A 25,293-nucleotide genomic window follows, 5' to 3' on the forward strand; every position below is an offset into this window, starting at 1 on the left:
GCGCCCTCAGGGAGGGGCGGCTGCTACGGAAGGGCGGCGCCGCGGGCCGTCACCCACAGCGCGTACCACTCCTCGTGGGTCAGGTCCGGTTCGCCGCACGCCGCGTCGCGGCAGGCGCGGATGCGGGCGGGGTTCGACGTGCCGATCACGGGGACGACACGCGCGGGGTGGCGGCGCAGCCACCAGAGCACGATCGTCTCCGCGGTGGTGCCCTTGGCCTCGGCGAGCGAGGCGACGAGTGCGGCGGTGGCCCTCTCCCGCGGTGTCTCCGGCCGCCCGGTGTACCGGCCCTGGGCCAGCGATCCCCAGGCCTGGAGCGAGATCCCGTGGGTCAGGCAGTGCTCGACGGTTCCCGCGGGGAAGCCGTTGGCGGCCGACTCGGGGGTGTTGACGAGGACGCCGTCCTCGAGCCAGGCACGCCGGTGCAGGCTCATCTCCAACTGGTTCGCGACGAGCGGGAGTTCGGTGTGGGCCTGGATCCTGGCGATCTGGGCGGCGTTCATGTTGGAGACGCCGAAGCGGCGGACGAGGCCCTGGCGGTGCAGCGACGTCAGGGCCTCGCCGAGGTCGGCCGGGTCGGCGAGCGGGTCCGGGCGGTGCAGGAGCAGGACGTCCAGGACGTCGGTACGCAGCCGGGTCAGGCTCTCCTCGACCTTCCGTACGACGGTGGTGCCGCGCAGGTCGTAGAGGCCGGGCCGGTCGCCCTCGGCGAGCCGGATGCCGCACTTGGTCTGCAGAGTGATCCGCTCGCGCAGTCCGGCGGAGCGGGCGAGGACCTCGCCGAAGACCGACTCCGCCTTTCCGTGCCGGTAGATGTCGGCGTGGTCGAAGGCGGTGATGCCGCTCGCCAGGGCCGCCTCGACGGCCGCCTCCGCGGCGTCGATGTCGGCGGCCGTGGCGGGGCTCGTGTCCCATGCGCCGCCGAGGCCCATGCAGCCGAGGACGATGCGGTCGGGCTTCTCGCTGGTGGTCACGGGGCCACCCTCGCACATGTGCGGCGGGTGGCCGCAGGGGGGCGTCAGTCTCCGCTGGTGTAGCGGATCCGGACCCACAACGGCAGGCCGAACCAGCAGATCAGGTACCAGGCGAGAACGCCGGAGACCAGCCAGGGGACGTAGGTGTCGTGCGTGGCCACGCGCAGGATCAGGAAGAGCGCCGAGGTCAGGGTCGCCAGGAGCAGGAGGAGCCCGACGAAGGTGAGCCGGGAGGCCCAGGCGACGGCCTGGGGTTTGATCCGCCGGCCCGAGACGATCCGGTGGAAGGCCACCGGGCCGATGAGCGCGCCGGTGGCGAGGGAGCCGAGGACGACCGTGACGATGTAGATCGTCTTGTCGGTCTGTTCCAGTCCCTGGAAATGGGGGGTGAACACCACCGTGAGGAGGAAGCCGAGGAGGATCTGGACGCCGGTCTGCGCCACCCGTATCTCCTGGATGAGTTCCTGCCAGCGCCGGTCGGCCCGCTCGTCCTCCGTCTCGCGCCGCCCGTCCTGCCGTGCGTCGACTCCTCCGTCCGACCCCGCGTCCTCCCGTACGTCCACTCCTCCGTCCGACCCCGCCTCCTCCCGTACGTCCACTCCTCCGTGCGACCCCGCGTCCTCCCGCGCGTCCACTCGCCTGTCGGGGCCGACCGCGCTCTCTCGTCGCTCCATGGGGGTTCCTCCTCCTCGAACGTCCTCGCCCCTTCCAGGGTGCGCCACCAGGCACGGCTTCCCCGCCTTCGAACACACACACCCCTGCTCCGCTGCTGCGAGGCGCTCGCGGTTTCAGCCGTCCGCCTCGGGTGCGCGGGCTGCGATGGCGTCCAGCATCAGGTCGAGCGCGAAGTGGAAGTTGGCGTCGTCCTCCACCGACGCCAGGTACGGCGCCGCCGCCGCGATGTGCGGGTGGGTGGCGGCGGGCACCGCCGCGTACGCACCGCTCCAGGCGGACTCGTCGCCGTGCCGGGTGCCCGGGTCGAGCGCCAGGTAGGTGGCCTCCATGCACGACCAGCCCAGCATGAAGTCCACCAGCGCGCGGTAGTGGCGTACCGCCTCCTCGGGCGGGAATCCGGCGTCGGACAGCGCGGCGAGGATCATTTCGATCACCCGCATCTCCGCCGGGCGCCGGGTGATGCGGACCGTCGCGAGGACGGCGGCGCGCGGGTGGGAGAGGTAGACGGTGCGGTTGCGGATGAACAGCGTCCGCAGCGTCTCCCGCCAGTGACCGGACGGCTCGAAGCCTTCGAGGCTCTCCTCGAGCAGGTGGTCCGCCACGGCGAGCAGCAGGTCGTCCTTGTTACGGAAGTGGCGGTAGAGGGCCGTCGGGTCCGCGCCCAGCCGGCCGCCGATGCGGCGGAAGGTGAGGGCGTCGGCCCCCTCGGCGTCGAGCAGTTCGAGGCAGGCCTCGACGATCAGCCGGGGGCTGAGCGACGGGCGGGTACGGCCCGCGGCGCCGCCTCGCCCCCCGGCCGTCGCGGCCCGCTTCCCCGTACGTGACGCCACTGCGCACTCCCCTTCGCTCCGGTCGGCTCCATTGTGCCGCCCGGCCCCCACCGCTTCCGGTCAGCCAAGAGTCAACATTGTTGTCAACGCTGTTGACTCCGTGGTCGGGATCCTGCCACGCTGCCGCGTGCTCTCCCTTCCCCCTTTTCAAGGAGCAGCTCCGATGAGCCCCGCAGACACCGTCTTCACCTCCGGTTCCGTGATCACCATGGACCCCTCGCTCGTCGGCGCCACGGCCCTGGCCGTCACCGGGGAGCGGATCTCCGCGGTCGGGGGTGACGAGGTGCGCGAGCTGATCGGTCCGGACACCGAGGTGGTGGACCTGGCGGGGCGGGCGCTGCTGCCCGGCTTCCAGGACGCGCACGTCCACGCCGTGTTCGGCGGGCTGGAGCTCGGCGTCTGCGACCTGACCGGGACGACGGACCCGGCCGAATACCGGCGGATCATCACGGCCTACGCGGCCGCCCACCCCGAACGGCCCTGGATCACCGGCGGCGGCTGGTCGATGGAGAGCTTCCCCGGCGGCCTGCCGACCCGGCAGCTGCTCGACCGGCTCGTGCCCGACCGCCCCGTCCTGCTCGCCAACCGGGACCACCACGGCGCCTGGGTCAACACCCGGGCCCTGGAGCTGGCGGGGGTGACCGCCTCGACGCCCGATCCGGCCGACGGGCGTATCGAGCGAGAAGCCGACGGCACCCCGTCGGGGATGCTCCAGGAGGGCGCGGTGGAGCTCGTCGGGCGGGCTGCCCCGCGGCCCACCGAGGACGATCTCCTGGCCGGCCTGCTCCGCGCCCAACGGCTGCTGCACGGCTACGGGATCACCGCCTGGCAGGACGCGCTGCTCGGCGAGTACGGCGGCCATCCCGACGTCTCGGGCGCGTACCTGACGGCGGCCCGGCGCGGCCTGCTGACGGCCAGGGTGGTCGGCTCCCTGTGGTGGGACAGGGACGCCGGGGCCGAGCAGATCCCGCTTCTGGTCGAGCGCCGCGAGGCGCTGCGGTCGGGCGGCCGGTTCCGCGCCGACACGGTGAAGATCATGCAGGACGGCGTCGCGGAGAACCGCACGGCGGCCATGACCGCGCCGTACAAGGACGCCTGCGGCTGTGCCACCGCCGACAGCGGCCTCAGCTTCGTCGATCCGAAGGCGCTGCGCGGGTACGTCACCGAGCTCGACGCCCTCGACTTCCAGGTCCACTTCCACGCGCTGGGCGACCGGGCCGTCCGCGAGGCCCTCGACGCGGTCGAGGCGGCACGCGACGCCAACGGGCGGCGCGGCAACCGCCACCATCTCGCCCATCTCCAGGTCGTCCATCCCGTGGACGTGCCGCGCTTCGCACGGCTGGACGCGGTCGCCAACCTGCAACCGCTGTGGGCCGCCCACGAGCCCCAACTCGACGAGCTCACCACCCCGTTCCTGGGCGAGGACCTGGCGGAACGGCAGTACCCCTTCGGCGACCTCCACCGTGCCGGGGCCCGGCTGGCGGCGGGCAGCGACTGGCCCGTCAGTTCCCCGAACCCCCTGGAGGGCGTCCATGTCGCCGTCAACCGGATCGTCCCCGGCGGCGACCTGCCGCCGTTCCTGCCCGGTCAGCGGCTCGACCTGACGACCGCTCTCGCCGCCTACACGTCGGGTTCCGCCTACGTCAACGGACTCGACGACACGGGCGTCCTGCGCCCCGGGCACCTCGCCGACCTGGTCGTCCTCGACCGCGACCCGTACTCCGTGCCGGCGCCCGAACTGGCGTCACTGCGGGTCGAGGCCACCTACGTCGGTGGGCGGCGCGTCTTCGGCTCCTGAGGCGACGGGGCGTCTCGCGGCGGGACCGGTGGCTCGGCCGGTCGCGGCGAGACCGGTGGCTCGGTCGGTCGCGGCGGGACCGGGGCCCCGGTCGGCCGCGGCGAGACGGGCGAGGGCGGCGGCCTCCGGGCTGCCTTCCTCGGCGCTGTAGACGTGCACGACCAGGCCGGTCTCGCCGGGGGCGGCCGGGACGTGCAGCGTCTCGAAGTCCAGGGTGAGCAGCCCGACTTCGGGGTGCCGCAGCCGCTTGCGGCCGGCCGTGCACATCAGCACCTCGCCGGTGGCCCAGATCCGCCGGAACTCGGGGCTGTGGGCGGAGAGTTCGGCGATGAGCGCGGCGAGTTCCGCGTCGTCGGGGTAGCGTCCGGCGGCGACCCGCAGCTGCCCCACGACCTCGGCCGCGCGGTCCTCCCACTCGGGCTGGAGCGCCCGGCCGGCGGGGTCGAGGAAGAGGTATCGGGCGTTGTTCCCGTCACGGCGGCCCGGCTCGTCCATGCCGCCCAGCAGCGCGGCGCCCGGCCGGTTCCAGGCCACCACGTCGAGGCGATGGTTGGTCGCGAAGGCCGGCAGCGGGGCCAGGGCGTCGAGGATCCGTCGCAGGGCCGGCCCGGCCTGGGCCCGGGGCGCGGGGTCGCGCCGGGCGGCGGCCAGGGTGGCGAGGTGCCTGCGCTCCGCGGTGTCGAGGCCGAGGGCGCCGGCGAGCGCGTCCAGCACCTCGGCGGACGGCTGGGTGGCCCGGCCCTGTTCGAGGCGTACGTAGTAGTCCACGCTGATCCCGGCCAGCTGGGCCAACTCCTCGCGCCGCAGCCCCCGTACGCGCCGGCGCCTGCCCCCGGCGAGCCCGACGTGCTCCGGCGCCACGCGTCCTCTGCGGGCGCGCAGGAAGCCGCCGAGCTCCCGTCCGGTGTCGCCGGTCCCCTCGACGCGGCCGCCCGCGCCGCCCGTCCGCTCGATCTGGTCCGCCCCGTTCATGCCGTCCAGTATGCGTGGCCCTCGCAGTACCAGGATCGCCGTTCCGCCGGTTGAACAGGGTTCTGGTTCCGCCGGCGCCCGGGAGAACGTGGCCGCATGAACGAAGCAACGGCACCATCGCGACAGCGCGCGGCGCAGCGGCATCAGCCTCGGCCGAAGAGGATCCTCGTCGTCTGCGCCCACCCGGAACCCCGTTCCCTCACCGCCGCTCTCACCGCCTTCGCGGTCGAGCACCTGCGGGCGGCGGGGCACGAGGTGCGGGTGTCCGACCTCTACGCGATGAAGTGGAAGGCCACGGTCGACGCCGACGACTTCCCCGGGCACACCGCCGACCGGCGGCTGCGGGTGGCGGCGGCCTCCGAACAGGACACCCTGGCCGGCCGGCTGGCGCCCGACATCACGGCCGAACAGGAGAAGCTGCTCTGGTCGGACGCGGTGATCCTCCAGTTCCCGATGTGGTGGTTCTCGGCCCCCGCGATCCTGAAGGGCTGGATCGACCGGGTCTTCACCAACGGCTTCGGTTACGGGCCGGCCCTCCCGCCGCCGTACGGCGACGGCGCTCTCACGGGCCGCCGGGCGCTGCTGTCGGTGACGGCGGGCGCGAGGGAGTCGGCCTTCTCCGACCGGGGCATCCACGGGCGGCTCTCGGACGTCCTCCACCCGCTCCAGCACGGCCTGTTCTGGTTCACCGGCATGGCGCCGCTCGAACCGTTCGCGGTGTACGACGCCAACGAACTGCCCGCGGAGCGGTTCGCCGCGGCGCGCGAGGCGTACGGGCGACGGCTCGACGGGCTGTTCACGGACGAGCCGGTGCCGTTCAGGCCGCTGGCGGGCGGCGACTACGGTCGCGACATGCGGCTGCTGCCGGACGTGGAGGCACCGGGAACGAACGGCCTGGACCTCCACGTCCGCCCACGACGCTGAGGGCCGGGAGGCCGGGGCTCTTTCGATAGGGTGCCGTGCGAAACGTCGGCGTTCTGTGCGGGAGACATGAGTTGATGAGTGGTCAGCGGCCGGACCGTGGCGGATCCCCTCAGGTGTTCAAGCCGCTCGCCGAGGACGACCCGACCACCGTCGCCGGCTACCGACTGGCCGCGAAACTCGGCGCGGGCGGCATGGGCAAGGTGTACCTGTCGTACACGCCCGGTGGGCGGCCCGTCGCCATCAAGGTGATCCGGCCCGAGTTCGGCGAGGACCCGGAGTTCCGGCGTCGGTTCGCCCAGGAGGTGCGGTCGGCGCAGCGCGTGCAGGGGCTGTTCACCGCGCCGGTCATCGACGCCGACACCGCCGGCCCGCGGCCGTGGCTGGCGACGGCGTACGTGCCCGGCCCGTCACTCGCCGACGCCGTCGTCGCGCACGGGGCGCTGCCCGCGGAGACGGTCCTGCTCCTGGTCGCGGGCATGGCCGAGGCCCTGCACGTCATCCATGGCGCGGGCATCGTCCACCGTGACCTGAAGCCGTCCAACGTCCTGCTGGCGGCCGACGGGCCCCGGGTCATCGACTTCGGCATCGCGCATGCCGCCGACGCGACATCGCTCACCGGCAGCGGCGTCATCATCGGCACACCTTCCTTCATGGCCCCCGAGCAGGCGAAGGGGACCCGGGTCACCCCGGCGACCGACATCTTCGCGCTCGGCCAGGTCGCGGCCTACGCGGCGACGGGGACGCCGGCGTTCGGCGAGGGAACCTCGCACGGTGTGCTCTACCGCATCGTCCAGGAGGAGCCCGACCTGACCGGGGTGCCCGAGCGGCTGAGGGAACTGGTCACGCGGGCGCTCGCCAAGGATCCCGAGGCACGGCCGTCGATCGCCGAGATCATCGCCCTGTGCCAGTCGGCGAACGCGGAGACGGTTCTGCGGCGGCCGGAGGACTGGCTGCCGGGCGCGGTGGCGGCCGACATCACGGTCCGCGCGGCGGCCCCCGCGCCGGTCCAGACCCCGCCGCCCCCGGCGGCCGCCCCGCCCACCGCCCCGCCCGCCCCGGCCTACTCCCCCACCGCGCTCTCGGCGCCCGGTGACCGGACTCCGCCTCCGCCGTCCGCGCCCCACTCCCCCACCGCGCCGAACTACGGCCCGCCCCGGGACCCGCGGTACCGCACGCCGCCACCGGCGCACGCCCAGTCCCACGCGCACGCGCACGCCCACGCACCGACGCAGTTCCCCGGGCAGGCACCGCCGTACCCGGGAGCGCCCGTGCCTCCGGCGCCGCGGCCCTCGGCCGGCGCGGGCGGGCGCGGTATCCTCATCGCCCTCGCCGCCGCGCTGGTCTTCGGTGTCGCCGGTGGTGGCACGGCGTATCTCCTGCTCAGGGACGAGGAGCAGCCGACGCGAGGGGGCGGCTCCGCGCAGGGCGACCAGAAGGGCGACGGGGGCACGCAGGCGGGCCCGACGCCGACGCCGTCGGCCGGCACGACCGAGCCGAAGCCCGTCACCTACAAGGGCATCAACCTCACCGCCGGTTACCACCTGACGCTCGGGGACGACGAGGTCCGTCCGCAGCAGGGCGAGGACGGGGGGTACGAACTCTCCTACGACACCGGTGGTTATCTCGACGCGGAGATCCAGGACGGGAATCTGGTGCTGCTCGATCCCGGACAGGTGGGTTCCCTCGCCGCCTGCCGCGCGGACACCCGGTTCACCAAGGAGGTCTACGTGAACAAGCTCTCGAAGGGCCGGCAGGTCTGCGTCACCACGGGAACGGGGCACATGGGCCTCGTCACGGTCCGGGGCTTCTCGACCGAGGACTCCCCCAGTACGTACCTGACGCTCGATCTGACCGTCTGGCGCAACGCCGCGGGCGCCTCCTCCTGAACCCGGGCGCCGAATGACCGGTTTACGACACCCGGGCGGGCACAATCTTCTGGCACATGCATAGCCCTGCCCCGAGTATCGGTATAAAAGCCGCATGGAAAGCGTCGAACGGTACGAGCTGACTTTTCCCGTGTCGGGTGACTCGATCATCGTCTCCCGCACGGAGCGCACGGGCGCCGGCGGGCACCCCGTCTACGCCGACGAGACCGGCATCGTGCAGGCCGAGATCAACGAGCAGGGCCAGGTGCGCATGGTGGCCAGTGGCGGTCACCAGAGTCATGACGTACCCGTGCGGGCCGTCCCGGTCCCGTGACCCGCCCTGTGCGTGGGGAGGGGATCCGACGAGCCATCAGGTCATCTGTCCCGGACTCTTGACTCGGCCCGCGGCAGTGGGGATTCTCGACGCACCTTTCGCGCGCCCTTCCCCCACCGAAGACGTGAGTGATGTCCATGACGCGACCCACGCACCGCAGGCGCAGTCCCCTGGCAGTACTGTCGTTGCTCCTCGCGACGCTGGCCCTGCTGCTCGGCCCCGCACCCGGCTCGGCGGCCGACACCTCCTGGTGGAACCCCGTCGCCCGGCCCGCACCCGACTCCGAGGTCAATGTCACGGGCGAGCCCTTCAAGGGCACGAACGCCCGGGGCGAGGTGCGCGGATTCGTCGACGCGCACAACCACATCATGTCCAACGAAGCCTTCGGCGGCCGTCTGATCTGCGGCAAGCCCTTCTCCGAACAGGGCGTCGCCGACGCGCTCAAGGACTGCCCCGAGCACTACCCCGACGGCTCGCTCGCGGTCTTCGACTTCATCACCAAGGGCGGTGACGGCCGCCACGACCCCGACGGCTGGCCGACGTTCGAGGACTGGCCCGCCCACGACTCGCTGACCCACCAGCAGAACTACTACGCCTGGATCGAGCGGGCCTGGCGCGGCGGGCAGCGGGTGCTCGTCAACGACCTGGTCACCAACGGAGTCATCTGCTCGGTCTACTTCTTCAAGGACCGGGGCTGCGACGAGATGACGTCGATCCGCCTCCAGGCCAGGAAGACGTACGAGATGCAGGAGTACGTCGACCGGATGTTCGGCGGGCCGGGCAAGGGCTGGTTCCGGATCGTCACCGACTCGGCGCAGGCCCGCGAGGTGATCGAGCAGGGCAAGCTGGCGGTCGTCCTCGGCGTCGAGACCTCCGAGCCCTTCGGCTGCAAGCAGATCCTCGACGTGGCGCAGTGCGACCGCGACGACATCGACCGGGGTCTGGACGAACTCCACCGGCTCGGCGTCCGCAGCATGTTCCTCTGCCACAAGTTCGACAACGCGCTGTGCGGCGTCCGCTTCGACGAGGGGGCGCTGGGCACCGCCATCAACGTGGGCCAGTTCCTGTCGACCGGAACCTTCTGGAAGACCGAGAAGTGCACCGGCCCGCAGCAGGACAACCCGATCGGGCTCGCGGCGGCGCCGACGGCGGAGCGGGAGCTGCCGGCGGGGGTGAGCGTCCCGGCGTACGCGGCGGACGCGCGCTGCAACACCCGGGGGCTCACCGAGCTGGGCGAGTACGCCGTGCGCGGCATGATGGAACGCAAGATGATGCTCGAGATCGACCACATGAGCGTCAAGGCGGCGGGGCGGACGCTGGACATCCTGGAATCCGTGTCGTACCCGGGGGTGCTCTCCTCGCACAGCTGGATGGACCTGGACTGGACCGAGCGGGTCTACGGACTCGGCGGGTTCATCGCCCAGTACATGCACGGCGCCGAGGGGTTCGGCGCGGAGGCGAGGCGGACGGACGCCCTGCGCGAGAAGTACGGGGTCGGATACGGCTACGGCACCGACATGAACGGGGTCGGCGGCTGGCCGGGCCCGCGTGGCGCGGACACGCCCAACCCGGTCCGCTACCCCTTCCGCAGCACCGACGGCGGCTCCGTCCTCGACCGGCAGACCACCGGCGTGCGCACCTGGGACCTCAACACCGACGGCGCCTCGCACTACGGTCTGGTCCCGGACTGGATCGAGGACGTCCGGCTGGTCGCCGGCCAGGACGTGGTGGACGACCTCTTCCGGGGCGCCGAGTCGTACCTCGACACCTGGGGCGGCTCCGAGCGGCACCGGGCGGGCGTGAACCTGGCGGCGAACGCGGCGGCTTCGGCGTCCACCTCGGAGTGGTGGACCCCGTTCGTCTCCTACGCGCCGGGCCGGGCCGTGGACGGCGACCGGGGCACGCGCTGGGCGAGCGAGTGGAGCGACGGCCAGTGGCTCCGTATCGACCTGGGCGCGCCCCGGCTGGTCAAGCGGGTCACCCTCGACTGGGAACGCGCGTACGGGAAGGCGTACCGCGTCGAGCTGTCGGACGACGGGACCACGTGGCGGACCGCCTGGTCGACCACGACCGGTGACGGAGGCCTGGACACCGCGCGGTTCGCGGGGACGACGGCCCGCCATGTACGGATCCAGGGCGTGGAGCGCGGCACGGGGTGGGGGTACTCGCTCGTCGAGGTCGGCGTCTTCAGCAGCTGACGGCTCGCCACCCGCTCCCGCACCCCCGCGGGGGTGCGGGAGCTAGGAAGGAACGGCCGTATGACCCGCATGCCGCTCGCCGATCGGCGCCGGCAGCTCACCGAGGCGGCGATCCGCGCGATGACCAGGGACGGCGTCCCCCGGACGACAACCCGGTCCATCGCCGCCGAGGCGGGTGTCTCCCTGAGCGTCTTCCACTACTGCTTCGACTCGAAGCAGGCCCTCCTGGAGTCGGTGATCACGACGATCACCGACCACTACGTGGGCGTCGTGAAGGAGGCGCTGCGGCCACGCGGCACGCTCAGGGAGACCGTCCGGGCGGGCTTCGGGGCGTACTGGGAGCATGTGCGTGCCCACCCGGGCGAGCACATGCTCACGTACGAGCTCACGCAGTACGCCCTGCGCACACCGGGGTTCGAGCCGCTGGCCCGCCGCCAGCACGAGCGGTACGCCGAGATCTACCAGGAGCTCATCGAGCAGCTCGGCGCCACGATGGAGCTCGAACTGAGAGTCCCCGTCCCGGTCCTCGCCCGCTATCTGGCCTCGGTGACCGACGGCCTGACCCTGAACTTCCTGGTCCTCGGCCACGACCCGGCCGTCTCGGCGACGATTCTGGACCTCATCTCGGACCAGGTCGCCGCCCTCGCCCAGGACGGGAAGCCTCCGGCCTGAGCGGCGAGCCCTCACCCGGACGGACCTGTCCGACATGGCGGGGGGCGTCGTTCGGGCCGGTCGGGGGCAGGCTGGCCTGACGACGGTACGCAGCGGGGTGGCCGTGCGGGCTCGGAGGCGGGGGCGATGACGGTGAAGGGCAGCAGAGGCGCGGCGGGGGCGGCGCGGTGGGCGGCCAGGGGCGCCCTGGTGGCGGCCGCGGGGGCGGTCGCCGTGCTGCTCCTGACCCTTGGCGGCGGCGGGCTCCTGGTGCTGCTGGGCGGGGCCGCCGGCCTGGTCGTCACGGCCGTCGCCGCCTGGTGGGTGCTCGCGCACCGGGGGCCGCTGCGGCTGTGCGGAACGCTGCTCATGGGCGGCGCGCCCGCCGGTGTCCTCGTCCTCTTCGTACGCAGTGGCCTGTGGTCGACGGCTCTGGTCGCGCTCCTCCTGTGGAGCGTGTCCCTGGCCTGCGCCCGGGCCGCCCTGCGCAAGCCGCTTCCCCCGGCCGCGGGGCCGGGGCGGCCGGTGGCGCCGCCCCGGCGGCCGGTCCTCCTGATGAACCCGGCTTCCGGCGGCGGCAAGGTCGAACGCTTCGGTCTTGTCGCGCGGGCGGAGAAGCTGGGCGCGCGGGTGATCCTGCTCGACCCGTCGGCCCCCGCCGATGTGGGGGCGGTCGCCCGCGAGGCGGTGGCCGAGGGTGCGGACCTGCTCGGAGTCGCGGGCGGCGACGGCACGCAGGCGCTGGTGGCCGGGGTCGCCGCCGAGCACGACCTGCCGTTCCTGGTGATCGCGGCGGGTACCCGCAACCACTTCGCGATGGACCTGGGCCTGGACCGCGCGGACCCGGCCCGCTGCCTGGACGCCCTGACCGACGGCGAGGAGCTCCGGGTCGACCTCGGCACGGTCGCGGGCCGGGCCTTCGTCAACACGGTGTCGTTCGGGGTGTACGCGCAGGTCGTGCGGCACCCCGAATACCGCGGCGCGAAGGCCGGAACGGCGCTGGAGGTCATGCCCGATCTCCTGCTCGGGGGCGCGGGCGAGCGCCTGGACGCGGTCGTGGACGGCACACCGCTCCCGGGCCGGCAGGCCCTGCTGGTGAGCAACAACCCGTACGCGACGGCCGATCCGCTGGGCGCGGGCCGCCGGCCCCGGCTCGACGGGGGCAGGCTGGGCGTGATCGGCGTCCGGGTGGACGGCGCCGCGGGGGCGGCCGAACTCGCCGTCCGGGGACACCTCTCGGACGGCCTGAACGTGCTGACCGCCCGGCGGGTCGAGGTCACCGCCACCACCCCGACCGTGCCGGTCGCGGTGGACGGCGAAGCACTGACGCTGACCGCGCCCGTCACCTGCGCCATCCGCCCGGGCGCCCTGCGCGTCCTGGTCCCCCGTGACCGGCCGGGGGTACCGCCGGTCGCTCCGCCGCTCGACTGGCGGCGTGTCCTGACCCTCGCGCTCGGCCGGCCGGCGACCGCCGGAGACGACACAGGCGACCGAGTCGACAGAGCCGGCAGAGACGACAGAGACGATCGTTGACGGGAGACGAGCACATGCGCCCGATCCACCGCATCAGCCCCGAGGAGAAGAGCATGACCGAGGAAGACCGGCCCACATCCCCGGGGCCCGGCCGCGAACCGCGGCGCCACGGACCACGCCAGGAACCGCGCCGGCACCTCGCCGCCGTGATCGGCGACCTCAGTGCCGTCGACGGGGCCGTGTACGCCGCCGTGGCCGCCACTCCCACCCCGGCGCTCGACGCGGGACTGCGCCGTCTGTCCGCCGCGGCGGACAAGTCCAAGATCTCCTTCGGTATCGCCGCCGCCCTGCTGGCCGTCGGCGGTGGCCGGGCGCGACGGGCGGCGGTCCTGGGCGTCGGAGCGGTCGCCGCCGCCTCGGCCTCGGCCAACCTGCTCGGCAAGCGCCTGGTGCGGCGGCGGCGCCCGGACAGGGAGGCGGCGCGGGTGAGCACGGACCGCCATGTGCCCATGCCGACGTCCGCCTCCTTCCCGTCCGGTCACACCGCCTCCGCCGTCGCGTTCGCCACCGCCGTGGGGGTCGTGGTCCCACCGGCGGCGATCCCGCTCGGGGCGCTGGCCTGCGCGGTGGGCTACTCCCGTGTCCACACGGGCGTCCACTACCCCGGCGACGTCGCCGCGGGCGCGGTCCTCGGGGTCGCGAGCGCCGCCGCCGTCCTCGCCGTCGACGCGCTGCCGTTCACCACGCGGCTGCGCCTGCTCGGGCGGCTGGGGTCGGCGGTCTCGTCCCTCACCTGACGTGGGGCCGGCGGCGCGCGGCGCCGGTCGGACGTACCGTCACCCGCGGGTCCGGCTCCGGGCCGGGTCTCAGATCCGCGCGGGCACCGGGCCGAACGTGACCTCCGCGGCGGGGGTGGTGACCTCCGCGTCGCTGCCCAGGGCCCATGCGGCGACCCGCGAGACCGTGTCGGCGGGGACGCGGTCGCTGATGCCGGGGGCCGCCGGTATGTCCTGGGTGGCGTGGGCGTCGTGCGGGACCACGACGCGGTAGCCGAGGTCCAGGGCCGTACGGGCCGTCGCCTGGACGCACATCTCGGACATCACGCCGCAGACGGCGAGCGCTGTCACCCCCGCTTCGGCCAGCAGGCCTCCCAGCGGCGTGCCTGCGAAGCCGTCGTCCCGGGTCTTGCGGATCACGACCTCCGTGGGGCCGCTCTCGACGCGGTGGTGGAGCTCCCAGCCCGCTGTGTGCGGCTCGTCATCCGATCCGGGTGGCCCGTCGTTCTGGAGGTGGACGACGATCGCTCCGCTCCGTCGCGCCCGTGCGATCAGGTCGGTCGTCCGCTCCAGGAGGCGGGCCGCCGCGGGGACGGCTCCGTCACCGGTCACGAAGGCCGCCTGGACGTCCACAACGAGGAGCGCCTCCACCGGAGATGCGGGAGACGAGGAGGGTACGGGATGGCTCATGGGCGCCATCATGTCCCGCCGCCCTCTCTCCCGTCGCCGCATTTGCGCCGCCCTCACGCCGCCGCCCCCTCGGGCCGTCGCCCGCACGCCGCTGCCCTCGGGCCGGGCGGCGCGGGTTCCGGGTGATCCCCCGCACACACCGCCCGGTACGTGCGCCTCGGCGTGCTAGCGTCCGCCACCGTGACCTCTGCCCTCAGCCGCCCCGCCTCCCTCACGGACACCACCGGACTCTGTCCGTACGGCGAGGGAACGCACGGTGCGGTCGGCGCGGGCGATGCGGCCGGCGCGGGCGGGGCCCACGATCCGTACGGCCTGCTCGACCTCTTCGGCGAGGGTTTCGTCCGCGATCCTCACCCCTGGCTGGACAGCCTGCGGGCCGAGGCGCCGGTCCACCGGGATCCCGGCACCGGGCTCTGGCTGATCAGCCGTTACGACGACATCCGCCGGGTGCTGCTCGACCCGACGGCCTTCCGTCCGGACAACGCCCAGCACGCGATCACCCCGCTGGGCGTGCCGGCCCTCCGGGTGCTCGCCCGGGCGGGCTTCCGGGTGCGGCCGGCGCTGGCGAACAACGCGAGCGCGAGCCATGCCGGACTGCGCCGGGTCGTCACCCGGTTCTTCAACGCCGAGCGGGTCGCGGCCGCCGTGCCGGTCATCGAGCGCGTCGCCGACGAACTGCTCGACACCGTGGGTACGGAGATCGACACGACCGACGGCAGCGACCTCTTCGGGGCCTTCGCGCACACTCTGCCGTGCCGCGTGATGATGGAACTCCTTGGCATCCACGGTCTCGACACCACGACCCTGGTCCGCTGGAGCGACGCCTCGCTCGAGCTCTTCTGGGGGCGCCCTTCGCCCGAGCGTCAGCTCGAACTGGCGGCGCTCGTCGGCGAGTTCCACCAGTGGCTCACCTCGCTCGTGAGCGACCGGACGGCCCCGGCGGACAGTTTCGTGGGGGCCCTGGTCCGACACCGGCTGCCCGACGGGGAGTTGCTCGACCTGGAGACCGCCGTCGGCGCGTGCTTCTTCGTGTTCATCGCGGGGCAGTCCACGACCGGACAGCTGATCGCCACCGTCCTGCGCAGCGCGCTCGCCGAGCCCGGCCTGTGGCCGCGCCCGGGCCACGAGGAGGGCCTGGCGAAGGCATGGGTCGAGGAGGTGCTGCGCCGCGAGCCGCCCGTGACCACCTGGCGCCGTGTCACCGCCCACGCGGTGGAGCTGGGCGGCACGCCGCTGCCGGCCGGCGCCGAACTGCTGCTGATGCTCATGGGCAGCGGTTCCGATCCCGGGGTTTTCGAGAGCCCCGAGGAGATGCGCCCCTACCGCGCGAACTCCCGCCACCACCTGGCCTTCGGCGTGGGCCGCCACCGCTGCCCGGGCGCCTCTCTCGCCCGTACGGAAGCGGCGGTCGCGCTCCGCGCGGCGGCCCGCCGACTGCCCGGCGTCCGGCTGACGGCCGAGGCGGCCCACTCGCCCGTGCTCGACCTGCTGTCCTTCCGCGCGCCGCTGCGCGTCCCGGTCACGTCCTCACCGGCTCTCTGACAGCACTCCCTCGCCGGGCCCGACGAGCGGACCGCCTTCCACACGTTCACGTAGACGAACGCCTTCCACCGGCATGGACAACTCTCCCTTTTGTTTGGACCGTTGACTAAAGCGCTTCGGGCTTCTACGTTCAGCGAGCTGAATTTCGTATCTCATACATGAGAGGTGCGCCATGCCGCTCGTACGTCATGTCCTGCACGTCACCGTCACCGCCGGCCTGTTGGCGGCCCTGAGCGTGCCCGCCTCCGCCGAGGGCCGGGGGGACGGCCGGGAAGGCGGGCGGGGCATCGAGCGTGAGACCCTGCCGGCCGGCGACGGCTGGGCCGCCGCGGACGGCGGGACCACGGGTGGGGCCGCCGCCGACGACGCCCATGTCCTCACCGTCCACGACCGTGCGGGGCTCGTGCGCGCCCTCGACGGCGGCAGCGACGCCCCGAAGATCATCCGCGTCGTCGGGACGATCGACGCCAACACCGACGACCGCGGCCGTCGCCTCGACTGTGACGACTACGCCGCCGACGGCTACGACCTGAGGAAGTACCTGGCCGCCTACGACCCCCGCGCCTGGGGCGGCGCCAAGCCCTCGGGGCCGCAGGAGGAGGCGCGCCGGGCGTCCGCCCGGCGCCAGGCCGAACGCGTCGAGCTGTTTGTGGGATCGAACACCACCCTCGTCGGCATCGGCTCCGGCGCCGTCCTGAAGGGCGCGAGCCTGAAGGTGGAGAACGCCGACAACGTCATCATCCGCAACCTCGAGTTCCGTGACGCCTACGACTGCTTCCCCGTCTGGCAGCCGAACACCGGCGGTCTCGGCGACTGGAAGAGCGCGTACGACAACCTGTGGCTGCGCGGCGCGACGCATGTGTGGATCGATCACATCACCGCCTCCGACGCCGGGCGGCCGGACGCCGCCGAGCCGACGTACTTCGGCCGGAACTATCTGCGCCACGACGGGCTGCTCGACATCACCAACGGCTCGGACCTGATCACCGTGGAGTGGAGCCGGTTCGCCGATCACGACAAGGCGATGCTCATCGGCAACAGCGACACGGCCACCGGCGACAGCGGGAAGCTGCGCGTCACCCTCCACCACAACGAGTTCAGCTCGGTCGTGCAGCGCGCCCCGCGCGTGCGCTTCGGGCAGGTGCACGTCTACAACAACCGCTACGTCGTGCCGCAGGACGCGCACGACCACCGCTACTTCCTCGGCATCTCGACCGAGTCCCGCGTCCGCGCCGAGAACAACGCGTTCACCACGCCGGGCCACATCGAGGCCGCCGACCTGGTCAAGAGCTGGAACGGCAGCGCCCTGCACGCCACCGGGACGCTCTTCAACGGGTTCCCCGTCGACCTGGTCGCGCTCAACAACAGCTACAACTCCGGCAGCGAACGCGACCTGACGTCCGACGTCGGCTGGGCGCCGACGCTCCACGGCCCGATCGACACCGCCGAGCGGGCCGACCGCGAGGTGGCGCGCGGCGCGGGCGCCGGACGACTGCCTGCCCCTGCGGACCGCACCGCCACACCGTCCACGCACTGACCGAGAACGAGAACGACAGCCTGTTGGGAGCCGCAATGCGAGACATCCTCCCCCCGTCCGTCATGCGCCGCAGAGGCGGAGTGCGGGCCGTGGTGGCCGCCGCCACCACGCTGCTCGCCGCCCTGGCCACGCCCGTCGCCGCCCAGGAGGCCCGGGCGGACGCCCTACCCGGTACGACCCGGTCCGCCGCCGTCCACTCCGCTGCCGAGCCCTCCGGTGCGGAGCTTTCCGGTGCGGAGCTTTCCGGTCCCACCGCGAGCGGCAGGTGGTCCGACACCGCCCACGGTTTCGCCTCGCTCGCCGGCGGCACGACCGGAGGCGCCGGCGGGAAGGTCGTCACCGTCACCGACCAGGCGGCGCTGAAGGCGTACGCCGGCGCCCCGGAGCCGTACATCATCCGGGTCCAGGGCACCATCGAGGTGGATCCGTTCGGCGCGGAGATCGACGTGACGTCCGACAAGACGATCGTCGGCATCGGCGCCACGGGCGAGATCGTCCACGGAGAGCTGCATCTCGGCCCCGGGACCAGCAATGTGATCATCCGTAACCTCACCATCCGCGACTCGTACGTCGAGGGCGACTGGGACGGCAAGACGAACGACTTCGACGCGATCCAGATGGACACGGTCGACCACGTCTGGATCGACCACAACCGCCTCACGCACATGGGGGACGGACTGATCGACCTGCGCAAGGACAGCCAGTACGTCACCGTCTCGTACAACCGGTTCGAGAACCACAACAAGGCGTTCGGCATCGGCTGGACCAGCAACGTGAAGACGCAGGTCACCATCGACCACAACTGGTTCGACGGCACGAAGCAGCGCAACCCCTCCGCCGACAACTGCGCCTACGCCCACCTCTACAACAACTACCTGTCGGCGCAGGTCGACGACGGCGACCCGGTCTGGACGTACGGGAACTACGCGCGCGGCAAGACCAGGATGGTCATCGAGAACAGTTACTACGACGGGATCCAGCACCCCTACCAGGCCGACGCGACCGCGGAGCTGGTCCAGCGGGGCTCCATCCTGAAGGGCACCACGGGCCGCCACGACACCTGGGGCGCCGCCTTCGACCCGCGGGACTTCTACGCGTACCGTCTCGACCCGGCCTCCGCCGTCCCGGCCCTGGTGACGCGCTTCTCGGGGCCGCAGAAGACCATCGGCACGAACACCGTCCTCGACGTGCCCGCCGACTACCCCACCGTGCGGGCGGCCGTCGACGCCGTGCCGGCGGGCAACGCCACGGAGATCACGATCCGACTCGCCCCCGGGACGTACCGGGAGAAGGTACGGGTCGGCCGTGACCGCCACCACGTGACGCTCCTCGGCACCGGCCGGAGCCGTTCCGACACGCTCGTCGTCCACGACACGCCGGCCGGTGCGCCCAAGCCCGGCGGCGGCACGCAGGGCTCATGGGGCAGCGCGACCGTCGTCGTCGAGGGCAACGACTTCACCGCCCGCAACCTGACCTTCTCCAACGACTTCGACGAGGCCGCTGTCGAGATCGCCGGAGAGCAGGCCCTCGCCGTGAAGACCACCGGTGACCGGCTGGTCTTCGACGACACCGCCTTCCTCGGCAACCAGGACACGCTCATGGTGGACACCCCGCAGCTGACCACGCGCAGCCGCGTCTACGTCCGCGACTCCTTCGTGGAGGGGGACGTCGACTTCATCTACGGCCGGGCGACGGCGGTCATCGAGGACTCCGTCATCAAGGCCCTCAGCCGTGGCTCCGACAGCAACAACGGCTACATCACCGCCGCTTCGACCTGGGCCGGCAATCCGTACGGCATCCTGATCACCCGCTCGAAGGTCGTCAGCGACGCGCCGGCCGGGTCCTTCCACCTCGGCCGTCCGTGGCACCCAGGAGGCGAGCCGCGGGCCGTCGGCCAGGTCCTCGTCCGCGACACCGAACTCCCCGCCGCCGTCAAGGCGTCACCGTGGACGGACATGAGCGGTTTCTCCTGGCGGGACGCCCGCTTCGCCGAATACCGCAACACCGGGCCGGGCGCGCTCCTCACCGCCGACCGCCCGCAGATGTCCGCGGCCGAGGCCGCCGTCCACACCACGGCCCACTACCTCGCGGGCGGCGACGGCTGGGCCCCGCACCGCTCGCGGTGAACCCCGCTTCCCGGCCCCGGGCCCGTCCGTGCTCCTGTACGGGCGGGCCCGTCAGCTTTCGACACCGCCGCCGACGCGGGCGGCGACGGGCTGGTGGGCGAGGAGCCGGGCGCATCTCCGGCAGGCGCGGGCCGACGGCGCCGTGAGCGCGTGCGACGCGGCCGCGAGCGCGCCGGCGAGCGCGACCAGCGGCCAGTTCGCCGTCATGAGGGAGGCGACGGCGAGGGCGAGCGTGGCCAGTGCCATGGCCACGCTCGCGGTGGTACCGGTCCATGCGACGGCGAGCGGCAGCCGGTGCGGCAGGGGCAGCCGGCGGCCGAGGCCACCTGTGGCGGCCAGCGCGGCGGCGGCGAAGAGGGCGGCGACGCCCGCCACACCGGCCAGGTGGACGGCGAGCAGCTGGACGGTGCGCGGTCCCGGCGGCTCCCCGCCCGGCCCGGCGGGCAGGAGCAGGTACCAGCAGGCGACGAGGAAGGGCGCGGTGAGGACGACCGTGCGGGCCGTGTGCCGGGCCTGAGCCACGGTCAGTTCCCGCTGGCAGGCGGGCGCCAACTCCGCGGGGGTGCCGAACTCCTCCACCGCGCGGCGGAGGGCGTGGTCATGGGACAGCCCGTCCTCGGTGCAGGCCGCGGCCGTGTCGGCGAGGCCGTCGCGGATCTCCTCGATCATCCGCGCCTTGGCCCGGGGCGGGCCGTGCAGGAGCCCGGTCAACTCCGCCACGTACTTTTCGATCGGGTCGCCCGACGAGTGGGCGGCGGCGCTCACGTGGCGGGCCGGGGTTGCACGCCCGGGTTCAGGACCGAGCCGATCGCCGTCGTGAACTCCTGCCAGGCGGCCCGCTCGCCGGCGAGGCTGCCGCGTCCCGCCTCGGTGAGGGCGTAGCAACGCCGGCGGCGCTCGCCGACGGCGTCCCAGCTGCTGCTCAGCAGGCCTAGCCGCTCCAGCCGGTTGAGCGCCGGGTAGATGGTGCCTGTCTTCAGGTCGAGCACGCCTCCGCTGCGCTGCTGCACGGCGGCGATGATCGCGTAGCCGTGCAGCGGCCCCTGTTCGAGCACGGCCAGCAGCAGGCCGTCCAGATGTCCTCGTACCGCGTCTGCCCTCATGAGTAGGCAGCCTACTCATCTTCAGCGTTGGCGTGCTATCTATTGGCAGCCAACATATTGATGACCGGCTGAAGGGCCTCGTCGTGACGAAGCTGCTGCTGTCCATACACGTGCTCGCGGCGATTCTGGTGGTCGGACCGATCGCCGTGGCCGCTTCGCTCTTTCCCCGGTACGGACGTCAGGCGGCCACCGCCGGCCGGGACCCGGACGCACGGGCCGGCGGGATCGCCGCGCTTCTGCACCGGATCTGTCGCGGCTACGCCGTCGTGGGCGTCGCCGTGCCGGTCTTCGGGATCGCGACCGCCGTCCAGCTGGGGGTCCTGACCGACGCCTGGCTGCTCACCTCACTGGCGCTGACCGCGCTCGCGGCGGCTCTCCTGGCGCTGGTCATCCTGCCGGGACAGGAGCGTCTGCTGGCTGGGGCCGACGCAGCCGACAGCGGCGGTGACGGCGGCGGCGGTGGCGGTGGCGCGCCCGCGTCGACGGCGGCCCGGCTGAGCATGCTCACGGGGATCTTCAATCTGCTCTGGGCGATCGTCGTGGTCCTGATGATCGTCCGTCCCGGCTCGACCACGGGAGCGTGAGAGCGATGCGTACCTTGCGTATCGCGGCGGGCGTCGAAGCCGCCTCCCTCGCGCTCCTGCTGGCCAACCTGCTCACCACGCACACGGAGGCGGTCTCGTCGCTCGCCGGCCCCCTCCACGGCACCGCCTATCTCGTCGTCATCGCGATGACCTGGCAGATCACCGCCGCCGACTCGAGGAGCGCCCGATGGCGATCCGTCGTCCCGGGCGTCGGCGGACTGCTCGCCCTGCGGCGCCTGAGGGAGAGACCTTCCGCGCGGGCGTGACGGGCGAGTGGCCCACGGGCGGGCGCGTCGCCGTGTGCCCGCCTCGGGGGCGTGGCAGCATCCATCGGGATTCCGATGGGCGGCATTGGAATCCTCATTGGAAACCTATGGCCGCGGGTCCTACCGTCGATGACGTCGCCCCATGCGGGATCTGGTTCCGGTTCCCGGATCCGGTTCCGGTTCCGGGGCGACACGGAGACCGTCCGACGGCCCCGCGACCGCACCCCCTGGAGTGACCCACCATGTCGAAGATCCTTTTCGTGATGACCGGCGCCGATCACTGGACGCTGGCCGACGGCACCAAGCACCCGACCGGCTTCTGGGCCGAGGAGGCCGTCGCCCCGTACGAGGCGTTCAAGGAGGCCGGGCACGAGATCGTCGTCGCCACCCCCGGCGGCGTCGTCCCGACCGTGGACCGGGGCAGCCTCGCTCCCGAGGCCAACGGCGGCCAGGAGGGCGCGGACCGGATCGCCGCCGCGCTCGCCTCGATCGCGGAGCTCCGGCGTCCGATCGCGCTGGAGGACGTGAACCTCGACGAGTACGCGGCCGTCTTCTACCCGGGCGGCCACGGCCCCATGGAGGACCTCGCCGTGGACGCCACCTCGGGCCGGATCCTGATCGACGCCCTGGAGTCGGGCAAGCCGCTCGCCGTCGTCTGCCACGGGCCCTCCGCGATGCTCGCCGCCACGAAGGACGACGGCGCCAACGCCTTCGCCGGCTACCGGGTGGCCGCCTTCACCAACGCCGAGGAGACCCAGGCCGGTCTCGCCGACAAGGCCCCGTGGCTGCTGGAGACCCGCCTGACGGAGGCCGGCGTCGACGTCCGGGTGGGCGAGCCGTGGGCCCCGAACGTCGTGGTCGACCGCAACCTCGTCACCGGCCAGAACCCGGCCTCCTCCGCCCCGCTCGCCGCCGAGGTCCTCAAGAAGCTGGCCTGACCGCCGGCGACAGCGGGACGGAGGGCGTCGGCGACGGTGCGGCCGCCTCCGCCGCGATGCGGTCGAACTGGGCGCCCATCGCCTCGGCCAGCGCCTGGGCGGCGGAGAGCGGTCGCACCATCACGGTGAAGTCGTCGATCTTCCCGTGCTCGTCGAAGTGGAGGAAGTCGCAGCCCTGGATCCGCTTGCCGTTCACCGAGGCCGTGAAGACGAGGGCGTGGTCGCGGCCGTCCGCGTCGCCGATCTCGCGCGTGTAGGCGAAGTCCTCGAAGACGCGCATGACTCCGCGGAGGATCGCGGCGGTGATGGCCTTGCCGCGGTACGGCTTGAACGCGACCGGGCTGGTGAACACCACGTCGTCGGCGAGCAGGGACTCCAGGGCGGCCGCGTCACGGTCTTCGACGGCCTTGCGGAACGGGTGCATGAAACCGACCCTTCATAGTCACCAAAGTTAATAGGTGTCTCGGAGAGTAGGGGTTCACCGCCGTCACCGTCCACCCCTGGGGAAGCGCTGCGGAAGCGCTCGGGAAGCCGCCGGTGGGACGACGAAGGGGGCGGTTCGCTCCGCCGTCACCGGCGGAGCGGACCGCCCCCTTCACCTGGTGGGTGGGTCAGGAGCGCCGGCTCTCCGGCTGCTCCGCGCGCTGCGCGTTCTTCTCCTTGATCCGCGCGGCCTCCTTGCGCACCTCGGCCTGGGTGGCGCGCTCCTTCTGGAGCCACTCGGGCTCTTCCTTCTTCAGGGCCTCGATCTGCTCCGTGGTGAGGGCGTCCGTGATGCCGCCCCGCGCGAGGCCGGAGATGGAGATGCCCAGCTTCGCCGCGATCACCGGACGGGGGTGCGGGCCGTTGCGCCGCAGTTCGCGGAGCCACTCGGGCGGATCGGCCTGCAGGTTGTTCAGCTCGGTGCGCGAGACGACACCCTCCTGGAACTCGGCGGGGGTGGCCTCGAGGTACACACCCAGCTTCTTCGCCGCGGTCGCGGGCTTCATCGTCTGGGTGCTCTGGTGCGACGTCATGGTGTCAAGGGTATCGAGCGTGTGCACGACCCGTGACCACGGCGGGTAACCTGGCGGAGTGACAGGCTCGGAAACATCCTCTTCGTTCCGGCTCGCGTACGTCCCCGGAGTGACGCCCACGAAATGGGTGCGGATCTGGAACGAGCGGCTGCCCGACGTCCCCCTGACCCTCGTGCAGGTGACCGCTGCCGAGGCGTTCGGCCTGTTGCGCGAGGGCGGCGCCGACGCGGGCTTCGTGCGACTGCCTGTCGACCGTACGGATCTCAGCGCGATCCCCCTCTACACCGAGACGACGGTCGTCGTGGTCCCGAAGGACCACGTCGTGGCGGCGGTCGAGGAGGTCGCGGCGGAGGATCTGGCCGAGGAGATCGTGCTGCACCCCCTCGACGACACCCTCGACTGGGAGCGGCCCCCGGGCCTCCCGGCGCTGGAGCGTCCGGCCACCACCGCGGACGCGGTCGAACTGGTCGCGGCGGGCGTGGGCCTGCTCGTCGTCCCCCAGTCCCTCGCCCGGCTGCACCACCGCAAGGACCTCACCTACCGGCCGGTCAGGGGCACGCCCGAGTCGCGGGTCGCCCTGTCCTGGCCGCAGGAGGAGACCACGGACCTGGTGGAGGAGTTCATCGGGATCGTGCGCGGCCGGACCGTGAACAGCACGCGGGGCCGCCCCGCGACACCGCCCCAGCCGAAGAGCAAGCGCCCCGACGCGGGCGGCAAGCAGGGCTCCAAGCAGGCGGGGAAGGCGGGCGGCAGGACGGGCGGCAAGGCGACCGCGAAGTCGGGCGGCGGGCCGGCGGGGAAGACCTCCCGGAGCGGTTCCGGCGGGGCGGGCGCCGCCAAGGGCGGCAAGCGAGCCAAGCCCGGCAAGCCCCGCCGCCGGCCGTAGCCCTTCGCCCGGAGGACCGCGCTCCCGGAGGACCTCGCTCGCGAAGACCTCGCTCCGGAAACCTCGCTCCCGAAGGCCGCGCCCGGCCGCCCCCTGGGAGCGCTCAGGTGGAGGCGCGGCGTACCAGTTCCGTCGGGAGGATCACGGTGGCCGGTTCCTCTCCCGCTATGCGGGCGAGGAGCGTCCTGACCATCTCCGTGCTGATCCGGTCCCACGGCTGACGGATCGTGGTGAGCGGCGGGCGCGAGGAGAGTGCGGCGGGCGAGTCGTCGAAGCCGCCCACGGCGATGTCCTCGGGCACCCGGCGCCCGGCCCGGTCCAGCGTGTCCAGCACGCCCTGGGCCATCAGGTCCGAGGCGACGAAGACCGCGTCCATGTCCGGGGCGCTCTCGAGCAGGCGCGCCGCGGCGGACTCGCCGCCGGCCCGGCTGTAGTCCCCCTGCGCGATCAGCGCCTCGTCCACGGGCAGTCCGTGTTCGGCGAGCGTCTCGCGGTAGCCGGCGAGACGCTCGACGCCGCCGGGTGTGTCGAGGGGGCCGGTGACGGTGGCGATCCGCCGGCGGCCCGTCTCGTACAGGTGGCGGACCATGTCCCGGGCGCCGCCGCGGTCGTCCGCGGCCACGTAGCCGATCCTGGCCGTCTGGCCGAGCGGCTTGCCGCAGGCGACGACCGGGACCCCGGCCTCGTGCAACCGCGTCACGACGGGGTCGCCGGAGTGGCTGGAGACCAGGAGGACGCCGTCGACGTGCCCCGCCTCGATGTAGCGCAGGTTGCGCCGCCGCTCGTCGTCGGTGCCGGCGATCATCAGCAGCAGCGGGATGTCCTGCGCGGCGAGCGCCTGCGTACAGGCGCGCAGCAGCACGTTGAAGTTGGGGTCCTCGAAGAACCGCTCCTGGGGCTCCGTCAGCAGGAAGGCGACGGAGTCGGACTTGCCGGTGATCAGCGAGCGGGCGTGCCGGTTGACGACGTAACCCGTTCTGCGGATCGCCGCGTCGACGGCCGCCTTCGCCGTCGGGCTCACGTAGTGACCGCCGTTGAGGACCCGCGAGACCGTTCCGCGCGAGACCCCCGCCTCGCGCGCCACGTCGTGGATGGTCGCCGGGCGGCGCCTGTTCGCTGTTGTGCTCATGCTCTG

Annotated in this window: 25 protein-coding genes; 15 read left to right on the plus strand and 10 right to left on the minus strand. The window is 73.0% G+C overall.

Annotated elements, in window-relative coordinates:
* Positions 1–23: 23 nt before the first annotated feature.
* From ACF06X_RS27890 to ACF06X_RS27900, 3 genes are all read right to left on the minus strand, one after another.
* Positions 24–974: an aldo/keto reductase family oxidoreductase gene (locus tag ACF06X_RS27890; protein ID WP_392290038.1), complete on the minus strand. Its 951-nt coding sequence runs from the start codon at positions 972–974 to the stop codon at positions 24–26.
* A 44-nt stretch (positions 975–1,018) separates the two neighbouring features.
* Positions 1,019–1,537: a DUF6328 family protein gene (locus tag ACF06X_RS27895; RefSeq protein ID WP_392290195.1), complete on the minus strand. Its 519-nt coding sequence runs from the start codon at positions 1,535–1,537 to the stop codon at positions 1,019–1,021.
* A gap of 225 nt (positions 1,538–1,762) precedes the next feature.
* Positions 1,763–2,479 (minus strand): TetR/AcrR family transcriptional regulator, encoded by a 717-nt coding sequence (locus tag ACF06X_RS27900; protein ID WP_392290039.1) that lies wholly within the window; start codon positions 2,477–2,479, stop codon positions 1,763–1,765.
* 163 nt (positions 2,480–2,642) lie between these two features.
* On the opposite strand from ACF06X_RS27900, the gene ACF06X_RS27905 reads away from it, so the two are divergent.
* On the plus strand, positions 2,643–4,277 hold the full coding sequence (locus tag ACF06X_RS27905) for an amidohydrolase (protein ID WP_392290040.1): 1,635 nt from the start codon (positions 2,643–2,645) through the stop codon (positions 4,275–4,277).
* Here ACF06X_RS27905 and ACF06X_RS27910 read toward each other — a convergent pair.
* Positions 4,224–5,249 (minus strand): helix-turn-helix domain-containing protein, encoded by a 1,026-nt coding sequence (locus ACF06X_RS27910; RefSeq protein ID WP_392290041.1) that lies wholly within the window; start codon positions 5,247–5,249, stop codon positions 4,224–4,226. The genes ACF06X_RS27905 and ACF06X_RS27910 overlap by 54 nt on opposite strands.
* Before the next feature lie 96 nt (positions 5,250–5,345).
* On the opposite strand from ACF06X_RS27910, the gene ACF06X_RS27915 reads away from it, so the two are divergent.
* The 7 genes from ACF06X_RS27915 (at position 5,346) to ACF06X_RS27945 (ending at position 13,491) form a co-directional block, all read left to right on the plus strand.
* On the plus strand, positions 5,346–6,173 hold the full coding sequence (locus ACF06X_RS27915) for an NAD(P)H-dependent oxidoreductase (RefSeq protein ID WP_392290042.1): 828 nt from the start codon (positions 5,346–5,348) through the stop codon (positions 6,171–6,173).
* A gap of 74 nt (positions 6,174–6,247) precedes the next feature.
* On the plus strand, positions 6,248–8,059 hold the full coding sequence (locus ACF06X_RS27920; RefSeq protein ID WP_392290043.1) for a serine/threonine-protein kinase: 1,812 nt from the start codon (positions 6,248–6,250) through the stop codon (positions 8,057–8,059).
* Positions 8,060–8,153: 94 nt separating this feature from the next.
* Positions 8,154–8,372: a DUF6296 family protein gene (locus ACF06X_RS27925; protein ID WP_392290044.1), complete on the plus strand. Its 219-nt coding sequence runs from the start codon at positions 8,154–8,156 to the stop codon at positions 8,370–8,372.
* Between the two features lie 137 nt (positions 8,373–8,509).
* Positions 8,510–10,570, plus strand: coding sequence for a discoidin domain-containing protein (locus ACF06X_RS27930; protein WP_392290045.1), 2,061 nt, complete (start codon positions 8,510–8,512; stop codon positions 10,568–10,570).
* A 60-nt stretch (positions 10,571–10,630) separates the two neighbouring features.
* Positions 10,631–11,242, plus strand: a complete 612-nt coding sequence (locus ACF06X_RS27935; protein WP_392290046.1) for a TetR/AcrR family transcriptional regulator — start codon at positions 10,631–10,633, stop codon at positions 11,240–11,242.
* A 126-nt stretch (positions 11,243–11,368) separates the two neighbouring features.
* The gene (locus ACF06X_RS27940; RefSeq protein ID WP_392290047.1) at positions 11,369–12,754 is read left to right on the plus strand and encodes a diacylglycerol/lipid kinase family protein; all 1,386 of its coding nucleotides are present in this window, start codon (positions 11,369–11,371) and stop codon (positions 12,752–12,754) included.
* Between the two features lie 53 nt (positions 12,755–12,807).
* Complete coding sequence (locus tag ACF06X_RS27945; protein ID WP_392290048.1) at positions 12,808–13,491, plus strand: phosphatase PAP2 family protein; 684 nt, start codon at positions 12,808–12,810, stop codon at positions 13,489–13,491.
* A gap of 69 nt (positions 13,492–13,560) precedes the next feature.
* Here ACF06X_RS27945 and ACF06X_RS27950 read toward each other — a convergent pair whose 3' ends face one another.
* Positions 13,561–14,160, minus strand: a complete 600-nt coding sequence (locus ACF06X_RS27950) for an isochorismatase family protein (RefSeq protein WP_392290049.1) — start codon at positions 14,158–14,160, stop codon at positions 13,561–13,563.
* A gap of 180 nt (positions 14,161–14,340) precedes the next feature.
* Between ACF06X_RS27950 and ACF06X_RS27955 the strand changes: the two genes are divergently transcribed.
* From ACF06X_RS27955 to ACF06X_RS27965, 3 genes are all read left to right on the plus strand, one after another.
* Entirely contained in the window at positions 14,341–15,702 is a 1,362-nt protein-coding gene (locus ACF06X_RS27955) for a cytochrome P450 (protein WP_392290050.1), read from the plus strand.
* A gap of 172 nt (positions 15,703–15,874) precedes the next feature.
* Positions 15,875–17,239: a polysaccharide lyase family 1 protein gene (locus ACF06X_RS27960; protein WP_392290051.1), complete on the plus strand. Its 1,365-nt coding sequence runs from the start codon at positions 15,875–15,877 to the stop codon at positions 17,237–17,239.
* Positions 17,240–17,274: 35 nt separating this feature from the next.
* Positions 17,275–19,365, plus strand: coding sequence for a pectinesterase family protein (locus ACF06X_RS27965; protein ID WP_392290052.1), 2,091 nt, complete (start codon positions 17,275–17,277; stop codon positions 19,363–19,365).
* 51 nt (positions 19,366–19,416) lie between these two features.
* Here the strand turns inward: ACF06X_RS27965 and ACF06X_RS27970 are convergent, their stop codons facing one another.
* Together ACF06X_RS27970 and ACF06X_RS27975 are read right to left on the minus strand one after the other, a co-directional pair.
* On the minus strand, positions 19,417–20,085 hold the full coding sequence (locus tag ACF06X_RS27970) for a permease prefix domain 1-containing protein (RefSeq protein WP_392290053.1): 669 nt from the start codon (positions 20,083–20,085) through the stop codon (positions 19,417–19,419).
* Positions 20,086–20,126: 41 nt separating this feature from the next.
* A complete protein-coding gene (locus tag ACF06X_RS27975) occupies positions 20,127–20,468 on the minus strand; it encodes a PadR family transcriptional regulator (protein ID WP_392290054.1) in 342 nt (113 codons plus the stop codon).
* An 83-nt stretch (positions 20,469–20,551) separates the two neighbouring features.
* Here ACF06X_RS27975 and ACF06X_RS27980 point away from each other — a divergent pair, with 83 nt between their 5' ends.
* The 3 genes from ACF06X_RS27980 (at position 20,552) to ACF06X_RS27990 (ending at position 22,256) form a co-directional block, all read left to right on the plus strand.
* Positions 20,552–21,052, plus strand: coding sequence for a DUF2269 family protein (locus tag ACF06X_RS27980; protein WP_392290055.1), 501 nt, complete (start codon positions 20,552–20,554; stop codon positions 21,050–21,052).
* 5 nt (positions 21,053–21,057) lie between these two features.
* Positions 21,058–21,318: a DUF3817 domain-containing protein gene (locus tag ACF06X_RS27985; RefSeq protein WP_392290056.1), complete on the plus strand. Its 261-nt coding sequence runs from the start codon at positions 21,058–21,060 to the stop codon at positions 21,316–21,318.
* A 242-nt stretch (positions 21,319–21,560) separates the two neighbouring features.
* Positions 21,561–22,256 carry a type 1 glutamine amidotransferase domain-containing protein gene (locus ACF06X_RS27990; protein ID WP_392290057.1) on the plus strand — a complete coding sequence of 232 codons (696 nt, stop codon included), beginning with the start codon at positions 21,561–21,563 and terminating at the stop codon, positions 22,254–22,256.
* Here ACF06X_RS27990 and ACF06X_RS27995 read toward each other — a convergent pair.
* Both ACF06X_RS27995 and ACF06X_RS28000 read right to left on the minus strand, forming a co-directional pair.
* Complete coding sequence (locus ACF06X_RS27995) at positions 22,240–22,680, minus strand: nuclear transport factor 2 family protein (RefSeq protein WP_392290058.1); 441 nt, start codon at positions 22,678–22,680, stop codon at positions 22,240–22,242. The two genes, ACF06X_RS27990 and ACF06X_RS27995, sit on opposite strands and share 17 nt — an antisense overlap.
* 187 nt (positions 22,681–22,867) lie before the next feature.
* Complete coding sequence (locus ACF06X_RS28000; protein WP_392290059.1) at positions 22,868–23,272, minus strand: DUF5997 family protein; 405 nt, start codon at positions 23,270–23,272, stop codon at positions 22,868–22,870.
* Between the two features lie 58 nt (positions 23,273–23,330).
* Here ACF06X_RS28000 and ACF06X_RS28005 point away from each other — a divergent pair, with 58 nt between their 5' ends.
* A complete protein-coding gene (locus ACF06X_RS28005; protein WP_392290060.1) occupies positions 23,331–24,158 on the plus strand; it encodes a LysR substrate-binding domain-containing protein in 828 nt (275 codons plus the stop codon).
* A gap of 103 nt (positions 24,159–24,261) precedes the next feature.
* Here ACF06X_RS28005 and ACF06X_RS28010 read toward each other — a convergent pair whose 3' ends face one another.
* Positions 24,262–25,287 carry a LacI family DNA-binding transcriptional regulator gene (locus ACF06X_RS28010; RefSeq protein WP_392290061.1) on the minus strand — a complete coding sequence of 342 codons (1,026 nt, stop codon included), beginning with the start codon at positions 25,285–25,287 and terminating at the stop codon, positions 24,262–24,264.
* Positions 25,288–25,293 lie beyond the last annotated feature (6 nt).

Source organism: Streptomyces sp. NPDC015346 (assembly GCF_043078785.1).
Classification (GTDB): domain Bacteria; phylum Actinomycetota; class Actinomycetes; order Streptomycetales; family Streptomycetaceae; genus Streptomyces.

Coding starts and splice junctions, on each gene's coding strand:
- ACF06X_RS27905 (WP_392290040.1), top strand. CDS start 2,643: ATGAGCCCCGCAGACACCGTCTTCACCTCCGGTTCCGTGATCACCATG.
- ACF06X_RS27910 (WP_392290041.1), bottom strand. CDS start 5,249: ATGAACGGGGCGGACCAGATCGAGCGGACGGGCGGCGCGGGCGGCCGC.
- ACF06X_RS27915 (WP_392290042.1), top strand. CDS start 5,346: ATGAACGAAGCAACGGCACCATCGCGACAGCGCGCGGCGCAGCGGCAT.
- ACF06X_RS27920 (WP_392290043.1), top strand. CDS start 6,248: ATGAGTGGTCAGCGGCCGGACCGTGGCGGATCCCCTCAGGTGTTCAAG.
- ACF06X_RS27925 (WP_392290044.1), top strand. CDS start 8,154: ATGGAAAGCGTCGAACGGTACGAGCTGACTTTTCCCGTGTCGGGTGAC.
- ACF06X_RS27930 (WP_392290045.1), top strand. CDS start 8,510: ATGACGCGACCCACGCACCGCAGGCGCAGTCCCCTGGCAGTACTGTCG.
- ACF06X_RS27935 (WP_392290046.1), top strand. CDS start 10,631: ATGACCCGCATGCCGCTCGCCGATCGGCGCCGGCAGCTCACCGAGGCG.
- ACF06X_RS27940 (WP_392290047.1), top strand. CDS start 11,369: ATGACGGTGAAGGGCAGCAGAGGCGCGGCGGGGGCGGCGCGGTGGGCG.
- ACF06X_RS27945 (WP_392290048.1), top strand. CDS start 12,808: ATGACCGAGGAAGACCGGCCCACATCCCCGGGGCCCGGCCGCGAACCG.
- ACF06X_RS27950 (WP_392290049.1), bottom strand. CDS start 14,160: ATGAGCCATCCCGTACCCTCCTCGTCTCCCGCATCTCCGGTGGAGGCG.
- ACF06X_RS27960 (WP_392290051.1), top strand. CDS start 15,875: ATGCCGCTCGTACGTCATGTCCTGCACGTCACCGTCACCGCCGGCCTG.
- ACF06X_RS27965 (WP_392290052.1), top strand. CDS start 17,275: ATGCGAGACATCCTCCCCCCGTCCGTCATGCGCCGCAGAGGCGGAGTG.
- ACF06X_RS27975 (WP_392290054.1), bottom strand. CDS start 20,468: ATGAGGGCAGACGCGGTACGAGGACATCTGGACGGCCTGCTGCTGGCC.
- ACF06X_RS27985 (WP_392290056.1), top strand. CDS start 21,058: ATGCGTACCTTGCGTATCGCGGCGGGCGTCGAAGCCGCCTCCCTCGCG.
- ACF06X_RS27990 (WP_392290057.1), top strand. CDS start 21,561: ATGTCGAAGATCCTTTTCGTGATGACCGGCGCCGATCACTGGACGCTG.
- ACF06X_RS27995 (WP_392290058.1), bottom strand. CDS start 22,680: ATGCACCCGTTCCGCAAGGCCGTCGAAGACCGTGACGCGGCCGCCCTG.
- ACF06X_RS28000 (WP_392290059.1), bottom strand. CDS start 23,272: ATGACGTCGCACCAGAGCACCCAGACGATGAAGCCCGCGACCGCGGCG.
- ACF06X_RS28010 (WP_392290061.1), bottom strand. CDS start 25,287: ATGAGCACAACAGCGAACAGGCGCCGCCCGGCGACCATCCACGACGTG.